This window comes from Pelosinus sp. sgz500959, assembly GCF_042610375.1.
GTDB lineage: Bacteria > Bacillota > Negativicutes > DSM-13327 > DSM-13327 > CTSoil-075.
In genome coordinates, this window is the sequence record NZ_JBGJZL010000001.1 from 208532 (window position 1) to 226265 (window position 17734).

The following is a 17734-nucleotide window of genomic DNA, read 5'->3' on the forward strand; positions in this document are numbered from 1 at the left end:
TTCTCCCTCAATAGAATAACATTAATCAGATATCCAATTAGCAAATTTTTTTGTATATATTACTGAATCTAACATATCTAATCTTTCTGAATCAAACACCGTATCGCCAGATTCAATCTTTTCCGCAACTGCAGGCCATGGAATATAGTCAATGTCTACATCATACTTGGTAGCAATCAGCTCCGCCATCTCTTTCAGACTGTAATTCTCACCACCAATATTAAACACATCATTGATACATCTATTCGACAGTGCCCCCGCAATTAAAACATTGCAAAGATCACCCATGTAAGTCAGCGTTCGTCTGACACCACCGTCGCCGTACAGTGTAATATTTTCTCCTTTTGTCGCTTTGCTTAGCATAAACTCAGCAGTACCATATGCAGAAGCGTCCGGAATTAAAGTTCCATAAGGGATACAGATACGGAAAATGCAGTACTGTACGTCATAAACCCGGTGGAACATCCCGAGATACTGTTCACAGGCAAACTTGTTGATGGCATATATTGTATTAAATTCCTTCTCAGCATCTTCTTTCAGCTTTCCTGGCTTTCCTTTATACACAAGCCGCGTGGACGGGAAGATGATCTTCGCACTGGACTTCTGAGCAATATATTCATTCAGCAAATTGAGAAGTGCCCGTTCATTGATGTCAATAAACAAATCGTAATCAGTAAACCCATTTGCACTACCAGTCTTGCCCACAAACATGAACACAATATCACAGTCAAATTCGATGTTCTTCACTGATTCCTTCGACAAAATATTGATGCTCATATAATTTGAATGACCATCGATATGAACATCGTTATAGTCATATAGCTTGATTTCGTATTTAACCGGACTCTGATTTAGCACATAAACAACATTTCTCGCTATATAGCTATTTGCTCCGATAACTGCTATCTTCTTCATTTCATCCACCTAATCTATTATTATACATTTTTTATGGTCGTTCTGATATTCGCCATCAAGAATGTTTTCCCACCATTCTTGATTGTCCAAATACCACTGGATGGTCTTCCGAATACCATCTGCAAACATTGTTTCCGGCAGCCAGCCAAGCTCATTGTGAATCTTTGTAGGATCAATCGCATAGCGCATATCGTGTCCTTTGCGGTCTGTTACATATGTAATCAAGCTTTCCGGCTTGCCAAGGTTCTTGCAGATGATTTTGACAATATCAATATTTCTCATCTCGTTGTGACCGCCGATGTTATAAACATCTCCAACACGACCATTGTGTATGATAAGGTCAATTGCCTTGCAGTGGTCCTCAACATACAGCCAGTCACGGACATTCTCCCCCTTACCGTATACTGGCAGAGGTTTGTCGTTCAAAGCATTGACAATCATCAGCGGAATCAGTTTCTCTGGAAAGTGATACGGACCATAGTTATTGGAGCAACGGCTGATGGTCATAGGTAGACCAAATGTACGATGATAAGCATGTACGAGAAGGTCAGCACTTGCCTTGGATGCACTGTACGGACTGCTGGTATGAAGAGGTGTCTCCTCCATAAAAAACAAATCTGGGCGATCTAGTGGTAAATCTCCGTATACCTCATCCGTAGAAACCTGATGATAACGAGTGATACCATACTTGCAGCAGGCATCCATCAGCACCTGTGTTCCAAAGATGTTCGTCTGTAAGAATGCCTCTGGGTTTTCGATAGAGCGATCAACATGAGATTCTGCTGCAAAATTCACAACAATATCCGGTTTTTCCTTTTCAAACAGTTGATAAATCGCTGCACGATCACAGATATCAATCTTATAAAACCAAAAATTTTTACTGTACTTCGGACTATTTTTATCCATAATCGGCGCAAGCGTAGAAAGATTACCAGCATAAGTTAGGCAATCAACACAAATAATATGATAGTCTGGATACCTTTCTAGCATGTAATACACAAAATTTGAACCTATAAATCCAGCACCGCCGGTAACAATAATTTTCATATCAGATCTACTCCTATATTTGAATATTTATTATTTAACCGTGCTGAACAATCTTCCTTCTGCAACAGACTTCAAATGCTGACCATATGGGCTCTTGCCGTATTTATCAGCCGATTCCATTAGCTTTTCCTTGTCTATCCAGCCATAGCGGTATGCAATCTCTTCCGGGGCTGAAATTTTAATCCCTTGCCGTTTCTCAATCATTCGAACGAACTCTGCAGCATCCACAAGGCTGTCCATCGTTCCCGTATCAAGCCATGCAAACCCACGTCCAAGCAGCTTGACATTCAATCGCTCCTCGGTTAAATACATTTCATTGAGATTTGTAATTTCAAGTTCTCCTCTGGCAGACGGTTTAACAGCATTCGCTTTTGTAGAAACACCTGCCGGATAAAAATAAAGCCCTGTAATTGCGTAGTTTGACTTCGGTTTAACAGGTTTCTCCTCAACGCTGATTACCTTACCGTTTCCATCAAACTCAACTATGCCGAAACGCTGTGGATCATTTACATAGTAACCAAACACGGTAGCTCTATTGTTTTTTTCAGCATTATCAACGGCATCCTTGAGATATGTAGAAAAATCGCTACCATAAAAGATGTTATCACCTAACACCATAGCACAGGTATCATTGCCGATGAACTCTTCGCCAATAATGAAGGCTTGCGCAAGTCCATCGGGACTTGGCTGCACTTTGTATTGCAACTTAATACCAAACTCACTGCCATCCCCAAGCAACGCTTTGAAGCTTGGTGTGTCAGTCGGTGTGGAAATAATAAGGATATCCTTTATTCCTGCCAACATAAGCGTGGACAGTGGATAATAAATCATCGGCTTATCATACACGGGTAGAAGTTGCTTCGATGTAACCATGGTGAGCGGATAAAGTCTTGTTCCGGCTCCACCGGCGAGAATAATACCCTTCATTATCTTACCCCTTTTTGTTCTCGTGCTATTAATTTGAATTCCTCGTAGTTCTCGTAATACTGATTTTTCTCATATGGACTGTTGGCAAGAACAAGCAACACGCAATCAGTAGAAAAATCATATGTTTTCATCCATGTCAGTTGTGGAATGTATAAACCTTTATTCGGGCTATTCAACGATACATTCATCTGCTCATGACCGTCATCCACTGAAACTTTGCAGTAGCCGTGAACACATATTAGAGCAAAGTCTGTACTCTTATTTGCGTGATTGGCTCTTGTTGCATCTTCGGGCGTATTAAAAATATAAAAAATCCTTTTAATTTCAAATGGTATTTCCTTTAAGGATTCCATGTAAACCAGACTGCCATCCAGCTCATCGACTTTTTTGAATTCAATCTCTCTGCATTTCATCAATCTAACTCCATCCTTTAGCTTCCTGCCAGTTTCTTAAACTGGTCTATCAGTTCAGCTTGCTTTGAAATCAAGCTATAATTTTCTTTTCTTATAGTTTCATTTTCAATGCATTCCTTGAATCTCAATATTGACTTTAAGAACGCGTCATCCGCAGGCAGATCTCTAAATTCATCTTCATTGCCTTTGCGGATCATCATCTGCGAAACGAATCCTGCAGGAGCTGTCAATACACGGTTGGTAGTAAGGCTACCTTTGCTGCCCCACACCTCAAGCTCACATTTATAATTGTTATCCATGCCGAAGGCAAGCTGTACAGTTACCCCAGCGTCGTTCACCATGGTTGCCGAACCATAGATATCAACGTCAAATTCATCCGTATAATTCATCTGTGCGCAGGCAATGCGAGCTGTTTTTCCAAGAAGCTTTGTAGCATACTTTATGGTATATCCCCCCGCGTCAATCAAAGCCCCCCCGCCAAGAGCTTTATTATAGCGGAAGTCATTTGCTGCCCGTTGCGGAAATCCGAATTTTATATTGTACAGGCGAACATCTCCGATTTCACCGCTTACAACTAGCTCATTGATCGCTTTTAGCTGGTCATGAAATATAAACATATAATTCTCGTGCAGTGCTAGACTACTCTTTTTTGCCAGTCCAACGAGGGCTTTGGTATCGGCGAAGGCAATTGTAGAAGGTTTCTCAATAAGTACATGTTTGCCATGTTCTAATGCGATCTTTGCCCAGTGGAAATGAAGTGCTGGAGGGAGTGGAATATACAGAGCATCTATTTCATCAGAAGATGCGATTTCTCTATAACTCTTATAAATTTTTCCGCCGTAAACATCAACAAAGCTCTGTGCCTTCTCATTTTCCTGTTTTAGCACTGCATCGACAATCTCTGCTGAAGGTAACTTATCGCCAAACCGTTCGGTTGCATTGCACACACCAAGGCCTACAAAATCAAAGCCTTCAGCCTTGGCAAGCGCCGGCATAAAACGGCGAAATGCTATTTCTGACGGGCAGATAACTCCAATTTTTATCATATTCTAACCTCCAAATTATCCTTGTAACTCAGATTTTTAACAAGGATAGTAGATTTCTTAATTGTATGTTGAGACAGTTATTCACCTGTACCAAATAATTTAGTGTACTATAATCCGTCCAAATATACCCATCTGGTAGGCTCTTCAGCTCATCTTTGTCAATCTTCACAATCACATTTCGGTTCTGTTCGTGATAGAAACGACCACCTTCTTCAGAAAGCATCACGTCAAGAATAATTCCCTTTCTGCTTTCCAGATGCTGATAAAATAGTTTCTCCACTTCGTTTCCGCTTTCGACCTCATGCGTCGCTTCCAGTTGTACACTCGGAGCCAACTCAATATTGTCAAAAGTTCCGATTTCAGGTTTAGCAGAGACAAGATACTTTGTAACACCCTCCACCTCGCTGGTAATCAGTCCAAATATCGCTTCGCCGATCGCTTTGAACAGAGGCTGTGTCCATTGCCGAACTTCACGTCCTTCAATGGCAATATCATAGTATCTCACCATAAAGTTGGCTGGTTTTCGACACGTGATCCCGTACTCGTCCACCTTCCAGTCTACGAGTTGGTCCAACGGAATTGTAGCAACAGTGATATCCTGAAACATCTTGTAGTTATTTATATACTGATAAATCTGTGGCAGTGTATCTGCAGGGTTTGTCCTGAAGATGGAGCGGAAAAACGCTTTATCCGTGAACATCGTTTCTATATAAGCTAATTCAGTTTCAGTAAAATGTGTTGTAAGCAGAGGTATACCAGATAATACAGTCCTTGTGTCCATATTCACAAGATTGTCGATCTCCATCATATGTTTGAGTTGTCCCAGCGTCATCCAGCGGAAGTTGGGATGTATTGGAATATCCTCATCTACTTCCATGATCATATTGCGATTCCGCTTTTTATAGAAACGAGATGCCTGCTCGGATTGAATCTGGTCATAGATAACGTTATACTTCGAAGAACTTTCAAAATACTCAAAGTATAGTGGTAGGGTTCCACCATGCGCTCTAGTGAAATTACTCTTTGTTGCCTGAATCGTTGGTGAGATCTGAACACAATTGACATTGCCTGGTTCAATCTTTGCCTGCATAAGAAAGTTCAGAACCCCATTTATTTCTTTACAAATAATTCCAAGATATCCAATTTCAGGTTGGATAATTACCGGTTGTTCTCCCATAAACTCATCGTTCCTGAACAGACGCACACCCTTAATAGAAAAAAAACTGCGTTTACGGTTGAGCACTTCCCCATTGTAATCGTCATAGAACCAGAAGGAACTGACATTAATACTACATTCTTTGATATTCACATATGTTGTTTCATTCAGAGTATTAATCCAGTTGAGAAGATCAGCGGTAGAGTTCATATTCCCCTCTGTATTAGACCAGGATTCTAAAATTTTAGCACATATATTCATCTATTGTTCATCCTTTATCTTTAACAAATTTTTAATTATAGAGTTTACTATGTGCTTCAATAAATGTCTTCGGATCCAGACATTTTTGGTATGCTCTATATGTTTCATCTGGAATAAAAGACTTGTTCAAAGCATCACAAATCGTCTTAGCTAAGGAATCTACATCCTCAGTTTTGAAAATATATCCTAAATGATAATTCTTAATTGTCTGCCCAATACTTCCATGTTCTGGGCCAATGACAATCTTTCCACGTGCTACACCTTCTATCAAAGGACCGCTTGCTCCATCAAACCCCCGGCGATAGGGCAATACTATAAAATCTGCTGCTAAAATACATCGTTCAAACTCTTCGTCTGACAAAAATTTAAGAATCATCGTTGTCTGGCTAATATATGACCCCAAATTAGTTTCGATATATTTTCTATCAAAATCATTTTCTTGACCTGCAATCAGCAGATGAAATGGTATTGTTATCTGTTTAAGAGCATCAAGCAGAATATCCAAACCTTTGTCTTTTCTTGTTCCACCTAATGCAAGCAATACTTTACGACCGTCTGCGGTAAAGCGAAGTGTAGATTGTGCTTCTGCTTGACTTTCCTTAATCTGTAAACCCATATGGGGGTATTTAATATGTTCAATATTCTTTATTCCTATTTGTTGCATATCGTAATACAAAGAATCTGTGTGCACAACTCCATTTGATATTAACTTAAAAATTCTTTTTAGGCTAATATCTCGAAAATAACTTCTTCTTATATGGTGAAAAGTCATAATGATTTTGTACTTTTTCAACCAAGAAAGACCGATACCAAAGTATCGATAAAAAAAATCCCCATATATAAAATGAACCACATCAGGATTCTCTTCTTCAATAATTCTCTTTATTTTATTCATCCAATATATATATCGAATAAAATAAAAGCCTGTTATTGAATCTCCTTTATTTTCGAATGGTATTACATACGTTTTAACTCCCGATAGCGTTGACGGCAATATCGCTAACATTTCGTGATTTAAATTTTGAAGAGTTAGTATTTCCAAGTAAGATTTGTGATGACCTCGTAAAATAGTATCAATATATATAATTTTCATAACCCGTCACTCCTGCACAACCAATTCCTTTTTTTAGCTCTAATACAGAGATAATATATCAACACAATATACATATACCTTGCAATGCCATATGGTGTACCAGAATAGAAATTATTCATGTAACCTAATATTGCAAAATATAGAGCAAACTTGTCAGCCTCATTTAAAGAGAAATGTTTACACCTTAATAAATTGATGATTCCAGACGTCTGGAGAAAGAAATACATAATAGCGCTAATAATACCCATATCATAGATCGCCTGCAAAAACGGAAAATCTATCCATTTTGTATTATATCCTATTCCAAACAGCCACTCAATAAGCGTAAATTTTTCTATCTCTTCAAGCATATCATTTCTGCTACTAACTCTTTCCATACCTGACATATCATCATAACCTAAGCCCAAAAAAGTTACTACTGCATTATTTATAGAGTTAAAGAACCGGTCAAATTCACTATTAACAAATTCGTTATTCAGATACAATATAAAACATATCAAAATAGCTAATATACTCATACCCCATGCTTTAGGTTTGACTCTAATTCGGGTTATTCCACCATTGCTCTTTATAGCAAGTACTAAATGTATACAAGCAATGACAATGACTGCAATCATCATGCCACGCCTTGATGTACTAATAATGTTGAAGGAAACAGGAATCATAAAGATGTATTTAAATATTACATATATTTTCTTTTTTATTTTATCCATCAATGTCGCAATGACATATGCATATGCACCAAGCGCCAATGTAGCCCTATCAGCAATCATTTCTCCACTCTCATTTAAATAGTTCGTAAAATATATCATGTCTGAAGAATTTTGCATAAAATATATAAATAAAACTGTGTTGAGTACGCCTAATACAATTGTAAATCTACTTGCCAAAAAATTTCCATCTATCTCTTTATTGTTACTGCTGAAGGCAATGATTAATGCAATAACGAATAACGTATATATAATTCCGTTGTTTGATTGAAACACTTCAATATCAGCCAATAGAGCAATGATAACAATATAGATTTGATATATAAATAGCAAGCCAAAGTAAATATCAAATGTAGGCAACTTCAGTCTAAAAATGTACTTCCAATCAATTATCAACATAATTGCAACAAACAATATAATCTTGGTCAGTTCAAAGTCTATATTCAAAACCAATTTTGAAATTTGTGATATTTGGGCTGCAACGTAGAGTAATATCAATCCCCATTCCAGCGTATGTTTTTGCTTGTTGTAAATAACTTTCATATCAAGTTTAATTCCTTTCGCTATGTGCCATGGTACACTTATAATTGGGGAAGCAAATGCAACTACAGAGCATAGGGATAAGCGGAAATAACCGCTGTACAGGGATTATATAAATGATCACAAAAAATAGTAGATAGAACTCAAAAACCATAAATATCCTACATCAGTAGTTAATATATAGCTTTTTAAAATTCCAACTATACCTCCATCAAAATATAATATCTTAAATACCGCTAGGCCTCATAACATGCGCATAACTTTAATTAATAAGAAACTACGCTTACGGTTTAGAACTTCACCACTAAATTATCATAAAACGCGACAGTGCTAGTTTAATATTCACATAGATTTTTTCTGGGTCTTTTAATCCATTTCAGAAGATCGGATGTATTATTAACATTGCCTTCAGTATTAAACCCAGAATCAAAATTTTTAACCAACATATTTATTTCCTAGAAAAGTTCTTCTTTCTATTTACAATAACTTTTCGAATTACTCGTATTATTACATCAACTATTCTATTTTTAACTGCAAAAGCAAAATTTTGTTTATATATATTGTTAATCAGCGCTTTTGCCATACCAGAACAATGTAATACATTTGCTTTCACGAGTTCTCCTGTTTTTAGTTTCAAATACGGTATACCTTCATTATATTTCAATTTCTTTATCCCAAGAATTCGGCTAAATTCGTATTCATCAAAAACATAATTATTTGATGAACCAATATTATTATCGAACACCGAATATTCCATAACCTTACAAGTATTAAACACATCATTACGCTGGTTGGCCCACAAGTAGAGAAGTGTCATATCACATACTCCACCTTTTATCCTGTTTTTCTTATGATAATCCCACTTAGCCACCAATTGCTGATAATATTGATTTTTTATCCTATAAACTTCAATAACAAAATGGAGAAAATTAAGAAGTGCTTCTCTTTTCCAATATGAGCAATGCGCACAGTATGACCATCTAAAGTTGTCTTGATAATCAGTCATTGATAGTGCTGCCCCACATTCATGCCTGTGAAAAAATTCAGTAACATCAACATATAGTAACGCGTCACTGTCTAAAAATACAATTTCATCAATCTGATTTCTTAACATATATTCATGCATGATAAAAAATCGCTTAAAACAAATAGTATCAAAATCATATGAATAAGTGGACATCTGTTCAAAGTTATCAAGAAAATCACTATACAAATCTGGTATATATTCTTCACAATTAAACCAATTTTCACAAACTGTACTATTGCTCGCATCACCAGCCAAAATAACTGAGTTATTAAACCTCGTAGCACATTTAATTACCGTTTTAAGATATATTGGATTGCCTTTATGGAAAACAAATACTGGTATATCTTTCATTTTTTTACTCCATCTAAGAAATACTTCTTCGTGCGATCTCATAATATGAAAAAGCCTTCATTCCTTGGGCACTAGCAATTTTTTTCATGTTGATATACTTGCTTTCATCTTCAATAACTGCAGTAAGAATTTTATATATTTCATCAACAGAATCTTCATATAGAAATTTAACATTCCCGTTTAAATCTACATGCGTTGTTCCATTCCAATGTTTAACAATCATAGGAATTCCTTGCCCTGTTACTTGTTCCCAGAAAATCGAATGTCGCCCCGGAAATACTACTAAATTAGAAGCAGCAAAATAATTATATGATTGATTCGCCTGCACCCATCCGATATACTGGATTTTATCCCCATCACAAAAAGTTAACATTTTCTCTTTTAAAACGTCTTCCACTGAACCAAAGACAATAAGTTTAACTTTAGTATTTGCTATTTTTTCAACAGCTTCCATCAGTAACAATGTTTGAGTTTTCCAAGAATCAATTTTTCCGCCTGTCATAATTAAAAAATCATCAGTAGCAATATTAAATTTCTCTCTAATATTTTTTATATTTATACTACTATTCGCTTTTATCACCAATTCATCATCAGCGCCCATTAGCAACAATTCACATTTGTTTTTGGGGAGATTATACATATCAATAAGGAAATCAACTCGTGCAGGAAGCACACCATAAAACTTCGTCACATAAGGCTCAATTTTTTTTATATAATGTTTCCATATAATTTTATGAAGAATATTCTTAGAAAGCCAATTCGTTGCACTATTTGAAAAATCATTATGACTGTCAGCAAATACTCTAATACCTGGCCTTTGTTTTAAATATTTTACAATAATTTTAATGTCAACAAAAGTTATATTATGAATAAACAAAATATCTGGCTTTTCTTTTTCAAGAGTCGTATAAAGCCCCCTATAACTCTTAAATTTATGAGAGAAGTCGTCCTTCCCTTTCAAAGGTAGGCGAATCATCTTGACGCCATCACTATTTCCATATTCTGTTCGAGTATCTTTTTGTAATTTTCCGCTTGTCCCAAAAACCCATTGTGATGTAATCATAGATACTTCGTATCCAAGTTTCACATGGTATTTTGGTAAAATATTATCTTGATAATTCCACTCATCCGTTACAGGTCCACACAATGCAATATGAACTATTTTGGTTTTCATTTTATCTTTCAACTACCTTATCAATATGTTTTCCTGCTTCATATAGGTGTAGCAGGAAATCTTGTCTTCTAAATCTCTTTAAAGCATACTCTCTACATTTTGTAGAATCAAGATTATTTTTTCTGCCACATGCAATTATTAGTTTTTTCATCATTGTCAAATCATCATATGCCGCCAAATTTACATTTGGACTCAAACCTAAATAAGACATTCCCGATTTATCAAATGCCACTATCGGGGTTCCGCAACCCATGGCTTCTAAACACGCGTTCGACATCGCCTCACCAGAACTTGTAGTGACATAAACATCAGCCAAAGAGTAATACTCGGCCATTTCATTCAAATCGGCAACATATTTGATTGGGATAAAATTAGATGGAAGATCTTCAGTAACATCCTTATCATAGCCTATATTTATAAAAACTGTATTAACATCAAACATTCTTGAAAGTTCAACAAATTTGCTAATACCTTTTCTTTTGTCCGATGAAAAACCGACTGTTAGCACTACTGTACAATTTTCACGTATCATCAATTTTTTTCGAACTAAAGCTGTTTCTCTCGGATAATATAGGTCATCTAAATCAACCCCCATATCAAATGCTATAAAGGGTATATTTCTGGCTAACGCTGATATCATTGCTTTTTTTTGAATATATTCCACGCCAGTAAACACTAAATTTGTCCACCCCATATATACTTGCTTTTTTTTATTAAAAATTAATTCACTCCTATCAAAATAAAGAGAGGACGGGTAGTCTCTTACTTTGGGGCAATTAGAACATTTGATTTCAAACTTTCGGCAATCTTCTGAAAAGCAACATTTCCCTAAGTAAGGATATTCATCAAAAAGCATGTACACTGTTTTTTGATTTTTTAAGTTCAAGTATTCTAATAATTTAAATTCATTGATATAATAACCATGCAAATTAAACAGATAAACATAGTCCGGCTCAAACGAATCAATAAAATTAATCAACTTATTAGTTTCATGATTTGAAAAAAAGCCTTGTAATCCTGTTACTCTAGCTAGACCAGCATGAACTTTCACCGCATTCTTGGAAGTCAATCGTATTATATTTTTATCATCTTGCGCACTCTCTCTACCGTGGAAGAAATACACATCATGCCCTTGTTGAATTAAGTATTGATAAAAATCGTAAACGATATTACCTGTACTCCCTTTTTTGCACCAAGAATTTATTAATATGTACTTCATCTGTTTCCCCCGCCATTGTTAAGCAATATCTCAATCATGTATTTTGTAATAATTGCTATTCATTGAAATTCATCTTCTAGCTAGTTCTTAATTTCCCAGTTTCTGTTCATTGACTTCAAAGTGATCACCACAGCTCAGAATTTCCTCTATATACTTTTTAACTGACACATCTTTCGCCAGATTTTTTTCCAGAAATTCCCGACCTCTTCTACCCATAGTACTTATTTCTTCATCATCTGCATGGTTAATAAACCAACGGATATTTCTATCCACCTGCTCATAGTCACCCGGCTCACAGACAAGACCGCATTGGGTTTCTTCCATAATTAGGCGGGCTTCTGCCCCATTTTCTAAAACACCAAGCACTGGCTTACCTGTGGCAATTTCTCCATACAGTTTCGATGGAACCGACACTCCCTTGATCCCCTTTGCACTTACACACCAGTGAACATCAGCAGCATTAAGACTATAGCTAAGATCAGCTTTATCTTGATATGGAATAAAAATCACATTCTCCATATGATTTTTGTCTTTATATAGAACTAGCTTGTCACGAATACTTCCGTCGCCTACAAATGCAAACACAACGTCTCGTTCATCTGCGGTCTTTGTTTCCTGTGGGAATTTCTTGATTACTCGCATCAAATTTTCAAGATCGTAATATAAGCCAAGATTTCCACTATACATGAAAATGAATTTGTTTTCTAATCCATACTTCTTTCGGAATGCAGTTACATGAAAATCTGTCAATTCCAAGGGATAGATTGCTTTCTCATCTATCCAATTATTCACAAATGCGTATTTGGGGATATCTTTCCCCTCAAACCTTCTTTTCAGTGTTTCCACCATATCCCGACCAACAACAATAACCTTGTTGGTGTGTTTACAACTGAATTTATCAAACCACAGCATCAAATTCAGAATCATTTGGTTTTTGCTGTAACCTGTGGCTATTATCTGCTCTGGATTAAAATCCTGTATGTTATATATATACTTGGCATGCTTCATCCATTTGCCCCACACACCAAGCAATCCACCAAGGATCGGCGGCTGTGAAATGCTGTAAACATAGTCAACTTCTTTTACCTTTCTGGTTGCCCACATAGCACGAAAGAAGTAAGTAAGTATATTCTTTACCCTGCTGTTTTTTCTGGTTTTATCAAACTCTGGTACACGAACACGGATTACATCTACACCGTTGATGTTTTCAAAGTAATATTTTTCACCTTGATATTGGGGAGCAATTACTCCGCTATAAGATGGCACCACGCAAATAACAGTTATACGAAAATTACTCAACATACCTTCCGCCAGTTCCTTGAGAATCTGCCCTGTGGAAGCCACATCTGGATGATAGTAGTGCGCATAAATAAGAAGATGTTTGTTTTTCACCCTGCAGTTTCTCCTTCACAAATTCAAATTAATAGGCACCTTTTTTCCCAAAAACTACATTTATAGTTTTAATCAATAACACCATATCATGCCACACCGACCAATTACGTACATACCATGAATCTAATTGCAAACGCCCTTCAAACGCAATTTCATTTCGCCCACTCACTTGCCACAAACCAGTAATACCTGGTACCGTATATAAAATAGTATTGGCGAAATAACCCATCCTAGCTTTTTCACGTGGCAAATAAGGTCGGGGCCCCACTAAACTCATGTTACCTTTTAACACATTTATAATCTGTGGCAACTCGTCCAAACTATACTTCCTTAGGAATTTTCCAACATGAGTAACACGGGGATCACCATTTTTCAATTTTGCAAATTTATCCCACTCTTCTTTAGCTTCAGGATTCTGAGCAAAATATGTTTCAAGCAAACTATCAGCACCTACATGCATTGTCCTAAATTTATAGCATGAAAACTCTTGTCCTCCTTTGCCTAACCTTTTAGCTGTATGCAAAGGAGATCCTTTTGAATCATATTGTATGATAAGGTAAATCCCTAATAATATGGGTAATATAAGAATAAAAACAATCATTCCAAATACAATATCAAATACTCTTTTAATAAAACGATTTCTAAATAGGGATAGATTGTTGCGTGCCTTTAACATAACCGTCTTTTCATTATATAAGGTTTCCACTTCCATGTTACTCAACGGAATACCAAATAAATCGGGTACAATAGTTAAATTTCTCACATAAGGCTGAATTCGATAAACCAAATCTAGCATTTCTTCTCGTTCAAGCCCTGGAGTAGCAATAATGACTTCCTGTACACCACTGTCAATCACAGCTTGTTCAACATCTGCAAACAGTCCAATATGTGGATATCGATTAAGTAATGAGCACTCAATATGATTATCCTCAACGAGTCCCACAATTTTATAACCTAAATTAGGTTCATCCTCAAAACTTTTTGCTAATAATTCTGCCGTCTTTCCGGCACCCACAATCACGACTGGTTTTTTCCATAAACCAGTCGCCACTAAAATACGCTTGGTGATATGCCGGGCAGATATTAGATAAAGAAAACTAAATAGCCATGTAAATACCACAAATGCACGAGATATATTTTCTGCCTTACCTGTAAAATACATAACAACAATCGCCAACGTGCTTACAAAAATACAAATTTTAAATATGATTTCTACGTTCTTCCAAAATGGTAATCGTTTTGTATACATCCCTTCATATGACAAAAAAAGAAAATATGTAAATGGATAAATAAAGTAAACATATGTATTATGAACATGAAAGGGATGTAGCATTAAAAAATATTCAGGTAATATAATAGTACGTAAATACCATGCTGTTAACACTGCAAAAATTACTGTTATATAATCAACAGCAGCCAAAATCAAAGGTGCTACATATTGCCCAATGCGCGAAAAACTGCTAATAGAACTTATCGATTGTTTGATAGCTATCGTTCTTGCAGGAGGAGTCAATTCATCATCCCCTCTTATTTCGTTATTTTCTTATTATCACTGCCATAGTAATAATAGTAGTAAGCATGTTCTTCCTCAATCTCCACGCGATTGAGGATTACTCCCAGCAAATGTCCATTGGCTTTCACTAACAAATCTTTGGCCTTTTGCGCCATTTCAGGCCTAATGGACCCCGAACTGACTACTAACGTAATTCCATCCACTTTCGTCGCTAATACGCAAGCATCAGTTACTGCAATAACAGGAGGAGCATCAATGATCAGATAATCGCACTGCTCCTTCAGAGTATTAATCAATTCCTCCATTTTACGAGTGCTTAGTAATTCTGAAGGATTTGGAGGAATGGGACCACTGGTTAACACTCGCAGATTCTCAACTTGCGTATCTTGTATAAAATCTTCTGCTAACAATTCTTCTACTAAAATATTTGTAACGCCGCGATTTTTCTTGCCAAAAATTTTATGTTGTACTGGTTTTCGTAGATCGCAGTCCATGAGAATGACTTTTTTTCCTGACTGAGCCAAAGCTACTGCAGTATTGGCAATAGTAGTGGATTTTCCTTCACCAGGACCAGAGCTCGTAAACATAATGGTCTTAAGTTCACCATCCGCTTTTGAAAACTGAATATTCGTCCGTAGAGTACGATAAGCTTCAGCAATAGGAGATTTAGCTTGTTCATGAACAATCAGCCGACGTTTATTAGTGGTATTCATACTTTTTCCCCTTTCTTGCTTATTCTTAAGTTTTGAATTTTAGACCAGAAATTCCTTGGTTCTCTCAAGGTCATTTTACTATCAAAGTCTGGAATACTCCCAATAACGGGTAAATCCAAATAACGTTGAACATCATCGGCTGTTCGTACAGTTTTATTCATATATTCCAACATAAAGGCAAGACCCAAACCAACAAATAAGCCTAAGAAAACTGCAATGATCACGTTCAAGGTTTTCTTAGGACTGATGGGCTTCTTTGGTTCAATCGCCACATCAATAACTTGTACATCCGTAGGTTGCATAACCTCACTAATTCGTGCTTCTTCGTGCCGTTTTGCTAACATAATATAGATTTCTTGATTAACGGAAGCATCACGCATGACTTTGGCAAGTCCTTGTTCTTTGGCAGGAAGTTTGCTGAGTTCTTGTTCATTCATGCTGATAATGCTTTGTATGGCTTGTTTTTGTGCTGTACGTGCTGAAATTTCAGTTTCAGATTCAATCTGACTTTGGAGTAAACCTTGGTGGATAGGATTCATCGAAGGGGCATTGGCACTAATCACGGATGAAATTTCACGACTCAACTTTCCATTGGTTTCAGTAATCGCAGCTCGCGTAGCCACTACTTCAGGATGCTTATCAGTGTAATTCGCAGATAAAGTAACTAACTTCACTTCTAGCTCTGCAAGTTTCCCTTTATATTGTTGGATGAACGGACTATCTGCTACAAATCCCGGTTTTTCCTTCGACAATTGTTGGTTTGTAGTACCCAGTCGAGCCTGAGCTGCTGCAGTGGCAACGGAGTTTTCCGCTGCTAATTGATCAATTGTAGCGAATTTATCGATCATCGCCTTAGTTTCAGCCTCTGGCGCTACGATTTTTTCTTCCCGTTTGTATTTTTCTAATAGCGTTTCCGCCTGTTCTAATTCTTTTTTGGCTTCTATCAAGCGTTCACCAATAAATTTGCGAATGTTGGTTTGCTCCGAGCGTACTAAATAAGTCATGCGCTCGTTAAAGGTATTCACCAATAAGTTAGTGACGATTTGAGCCTCTTCTGCTGAGGGAGCTGTCACTTTAACTTTGAGTATCTCCGTATCTTTTACAGATTGCGTTGTAATTCGCTTGAGCATGTCCTCATAAGTAGGTACTTTTTCCTTGTCAGACTGAGTGGCATCAATGACCACTTGTACTACCGTACGGCTTTTTAAGATTTCAGCATACGTAGACATAAGTTGTTTGGTTGCGCCTGAATTTCCCATAGGTAAATCACCCAAGAGAGAATCAGCTAACCCCTTAGGTTGTTTAATCCTTAAAGTAGTTTCCGCTTCATAGGTCGGTGGAATAAGGAAACTGATAATGATAGCTAATATAACGGATGTACCGAAAATACTAGCAATGAGTTTACGACGTTTTTTTATGGTTTTCATTATATCTTTTAGATCTATCGTTGTTTCTTCCACTTTTATCCTCCAATTTGTTGATTAATCACTAAGATTTCCTGTTTTAATCATTTATTCTTACAATCTGATAGGTTGCCGAAATCCACGGAAGAATATCCGTTGCAAAATTGATTTTACCATTATCAGTAAGATAGACCACATCCCCTTCGCCAAGAACATAGTTCTGAGTCATATCTCCTTTTTGCAAGATATTTAATAAGTTCGCTTTAATCGGTGCATCCATTTTACCTTTGTGCAAAATCATAACCTGCTTTTTAGCCGCATTTTTAGTATAACCACCAGCAATGCCAATAGCATCAAGTAAGTTATGATCTCTTTCAATTTCATACATGCCTGGTTTGACAACCTCACCAAGGACATAAACTCGTGTTGTGTGAAATTTAAGCACATTGACTGTGACTTTAGGATCTTTGACATAACCACTCAAACCTTGAGTTAGATTCTCTGTCAATGTTCCCGCAGAAGTTCCAGCAGCTTTCACCTCTCCTACAAGAGGAAAAGCAATATTCCCATCAGGTCTAACAATCAACTCTTTAACCTGTAGATCTTCATAACCCCATACTGTTACATTGAGCACATCTCCTGGCCCTAGGCGATATTCTTCCGCATTAACAACCCCTATTGCCATGCTGACTAGTAGCATAGCTAAGATTAATACCGTCCTTAATCTTTTCACCCAAAACCCTCCTGTGTAATATCATGATTTATTATACTTAGTATTCTCCACTAATCGACAGAAACCCTTGTCAAAGGATTAAAGCATAATTGGAAAATGAT

General features: G+C 36.7%; 16 protein-coding genes. All 16 read right to left on the minus strand.

The features are described from left to right. Positions 1-21 precede the first annotated feature (21 nt). A complete protein-coding gene (locus ACAN52_RS00835; RefSeq protein ID WP_378950777.1) occupies positions 22-915 on the minus strand; it encodes an NAD-dependent epimerase/dehydratase family protein in 894 nt (297 codons plus the stop codon). 9 nt (positions 916-924) lie between these two features. Beyond that, positions 925-1962, minus strand: coding sequence for a dTDP-glucose 4,6-dehydratase (gene rfbB, locus ACAN52_RS00840; RefSeq protein WP_378950780.1), 1038 nt, complete (start codon positions 1960-1962; stop codon positions 925-927). A gap of 30 nt (positions 1963-1992) precedes the next feature. Beyond that, a complete protein-coding gene (rfbA, locus tag ACAN52_RS00845) occupies positions 1993-2889 on the minus strand; it encodes a glucose-1-phosphate thymidylyltransferase RfbA (protein ID WP_378950783.1) in 897 nt (298 codons plus the stop codon). Continuing rightward, positions 2889-3302, minus strand: coding sequence for a sugar 3,4-ketoisomerase (locus ACAN52_RS00850; RefSeq protein ID WP_378950786.1), 414 nt, complete (start codon positions 3300-3302; stop codon positions 2889-2891). Before ACAN52_RS00850 ends, rfbA begins: the two co-directional genes overlap by 1 nt. A 17-nt stretch (positions 3303-3319) precedes the next feature. Beyond that, a complete protein-coding gene (locus ACAN52_RS00855) occupies positions 3320-4348 on the minus strand; it encodes a Gfo/Idh/MocA family protein (RefSeq protein WP_378950789.1) in 1029 nt (342 codons plus the stop codon). Between the two features lie 28 nt (positions 4349-4376). Next, entirely contained in the window at positions 4377-5765 is a 1389-nt protein-coding gene (locus tag ACAN52_RS00860; RefSeq protein WP_378950792.1) for an NDP-hexose 2,3-dehydratase family protein, read from the minus strand. A gap of 31 nt (positions 5766-5796) precedes the next feature. Then, complete coding sequence (locus ACAN52_RS00865) at positions 5797-6858, minus strand: glycosyltransferase family 4 protein (RefSeq protein ID WP_378950795.1); 1062 nt, start codon at positions 6856-6858, stop codon at positions 5797-5799. Further along, entirely contained in the window at positions 6855-8111 is a 1257-nt protein-coding gene (locus tag ACAN52_RS00870; protein WP_378950798.1) for a hypothetical protein, read from the minus strand. Before ACAN52_RS00870 ends, ACAN52_RS00865 begins: the two co-directional genes overlap by 4 nt. A 445-nt stretch (positions 8112-8556) precedes the next feature. Further along, positions 8557-9486, minus strand: coding sequence for a hypothetical protein (locus tag ACAN52_RS00875; protein ID WP_378950801.1), 930 nt, complete (start codon positions 9484-9486; stop codon positions 8557-8559). Positions 9487-9499: 13 nt separating this feature from the next. Then, positions 9500-10660: a glycosyltransferase gene (locus ACAN52_RS00880; protein ID WP_378950804.1), complete on the minus strand. Its 1161-nt coding sequence runs from the start codon at positions 10658-10660 to the stop codon at positions 9500-9502. A gap of 1 nt (position 10661) precedes the next feature. Next, complete coding sequence (locus ACAN52_RS00885) at positions 10662-11879, minus strand: glycosyltransferase (protein ID WP_378950807.1); 1218 nt, start codon at positions 11877-11879, stop codon at positions 10662-10664. An 87-nt stretch (positions 11880-11966) separates the two neighbouring features. Beyond that, complete coding sequence (locus ACAN52_RS00890) at positions 11967-13271, minus strand: glycosyltransferase family 4 protein (RefSeq protein WP_378950810.1); 1305 nt, start codon at positions 13269-13271, stop codon at positions 11967-11969. 28 nt (positions 13272-13299) lie between these two features. After that, the gene (gene wbaP, locus ACAN52_RS00895) at positions 13300-14784 is read right to left on the minus strand and encodes an undecaprenyl-phosphate galactose phosphotransferase WbaP (RefSeq protein ID WP_378950813.1); all 1485 of its coding nucleotides are present in this window, start codon (positions 14782-14784) and stop codon (positions 13300-13302) included. A 14-nt stretch (positions 14785-14798) separates the two neighbouring features. Further along, positions 14799-15497, minus strand: coding sequence for a CpsD/CapB family tyrosine-protein kinase (locus ACAN52_RS00900; RefSeq protein WP_378950816.1), 699 nt, complete (start codon positions 15495-15497; stop codon positions 14799-14801). Next, positions 15494-16957: a GumC family protein gene (locus tag ACAN52_RS00905; protein ID WP_378950819.1), complete on the minus strand. Its 1464-nt coding sequence runs from the start codon at positions 16955-16957 to the stop codon at positions 15494-15496. Before ACAN52_RS00905 ends, ACAN52_RS00900 begins: the two co-directional genes overlap by 4 nt. A gap of 43 nt (positions 16958-17000) precedes the next feature. Further along, the gene (locus ACAN52_RS00910; RefSeq protein ID WP_378950822.1) at positions 17001-17633 is read right to left on the minus strand and encodes a polysaccharide biosynthesis/export family protein; all 633 of its coding nucleotides are present in this window, start codon (positions 17631-17633) and stop codon (positions 17001-17003) included. Positions 17634-17734: the final 101 nt, after the last annotated feature.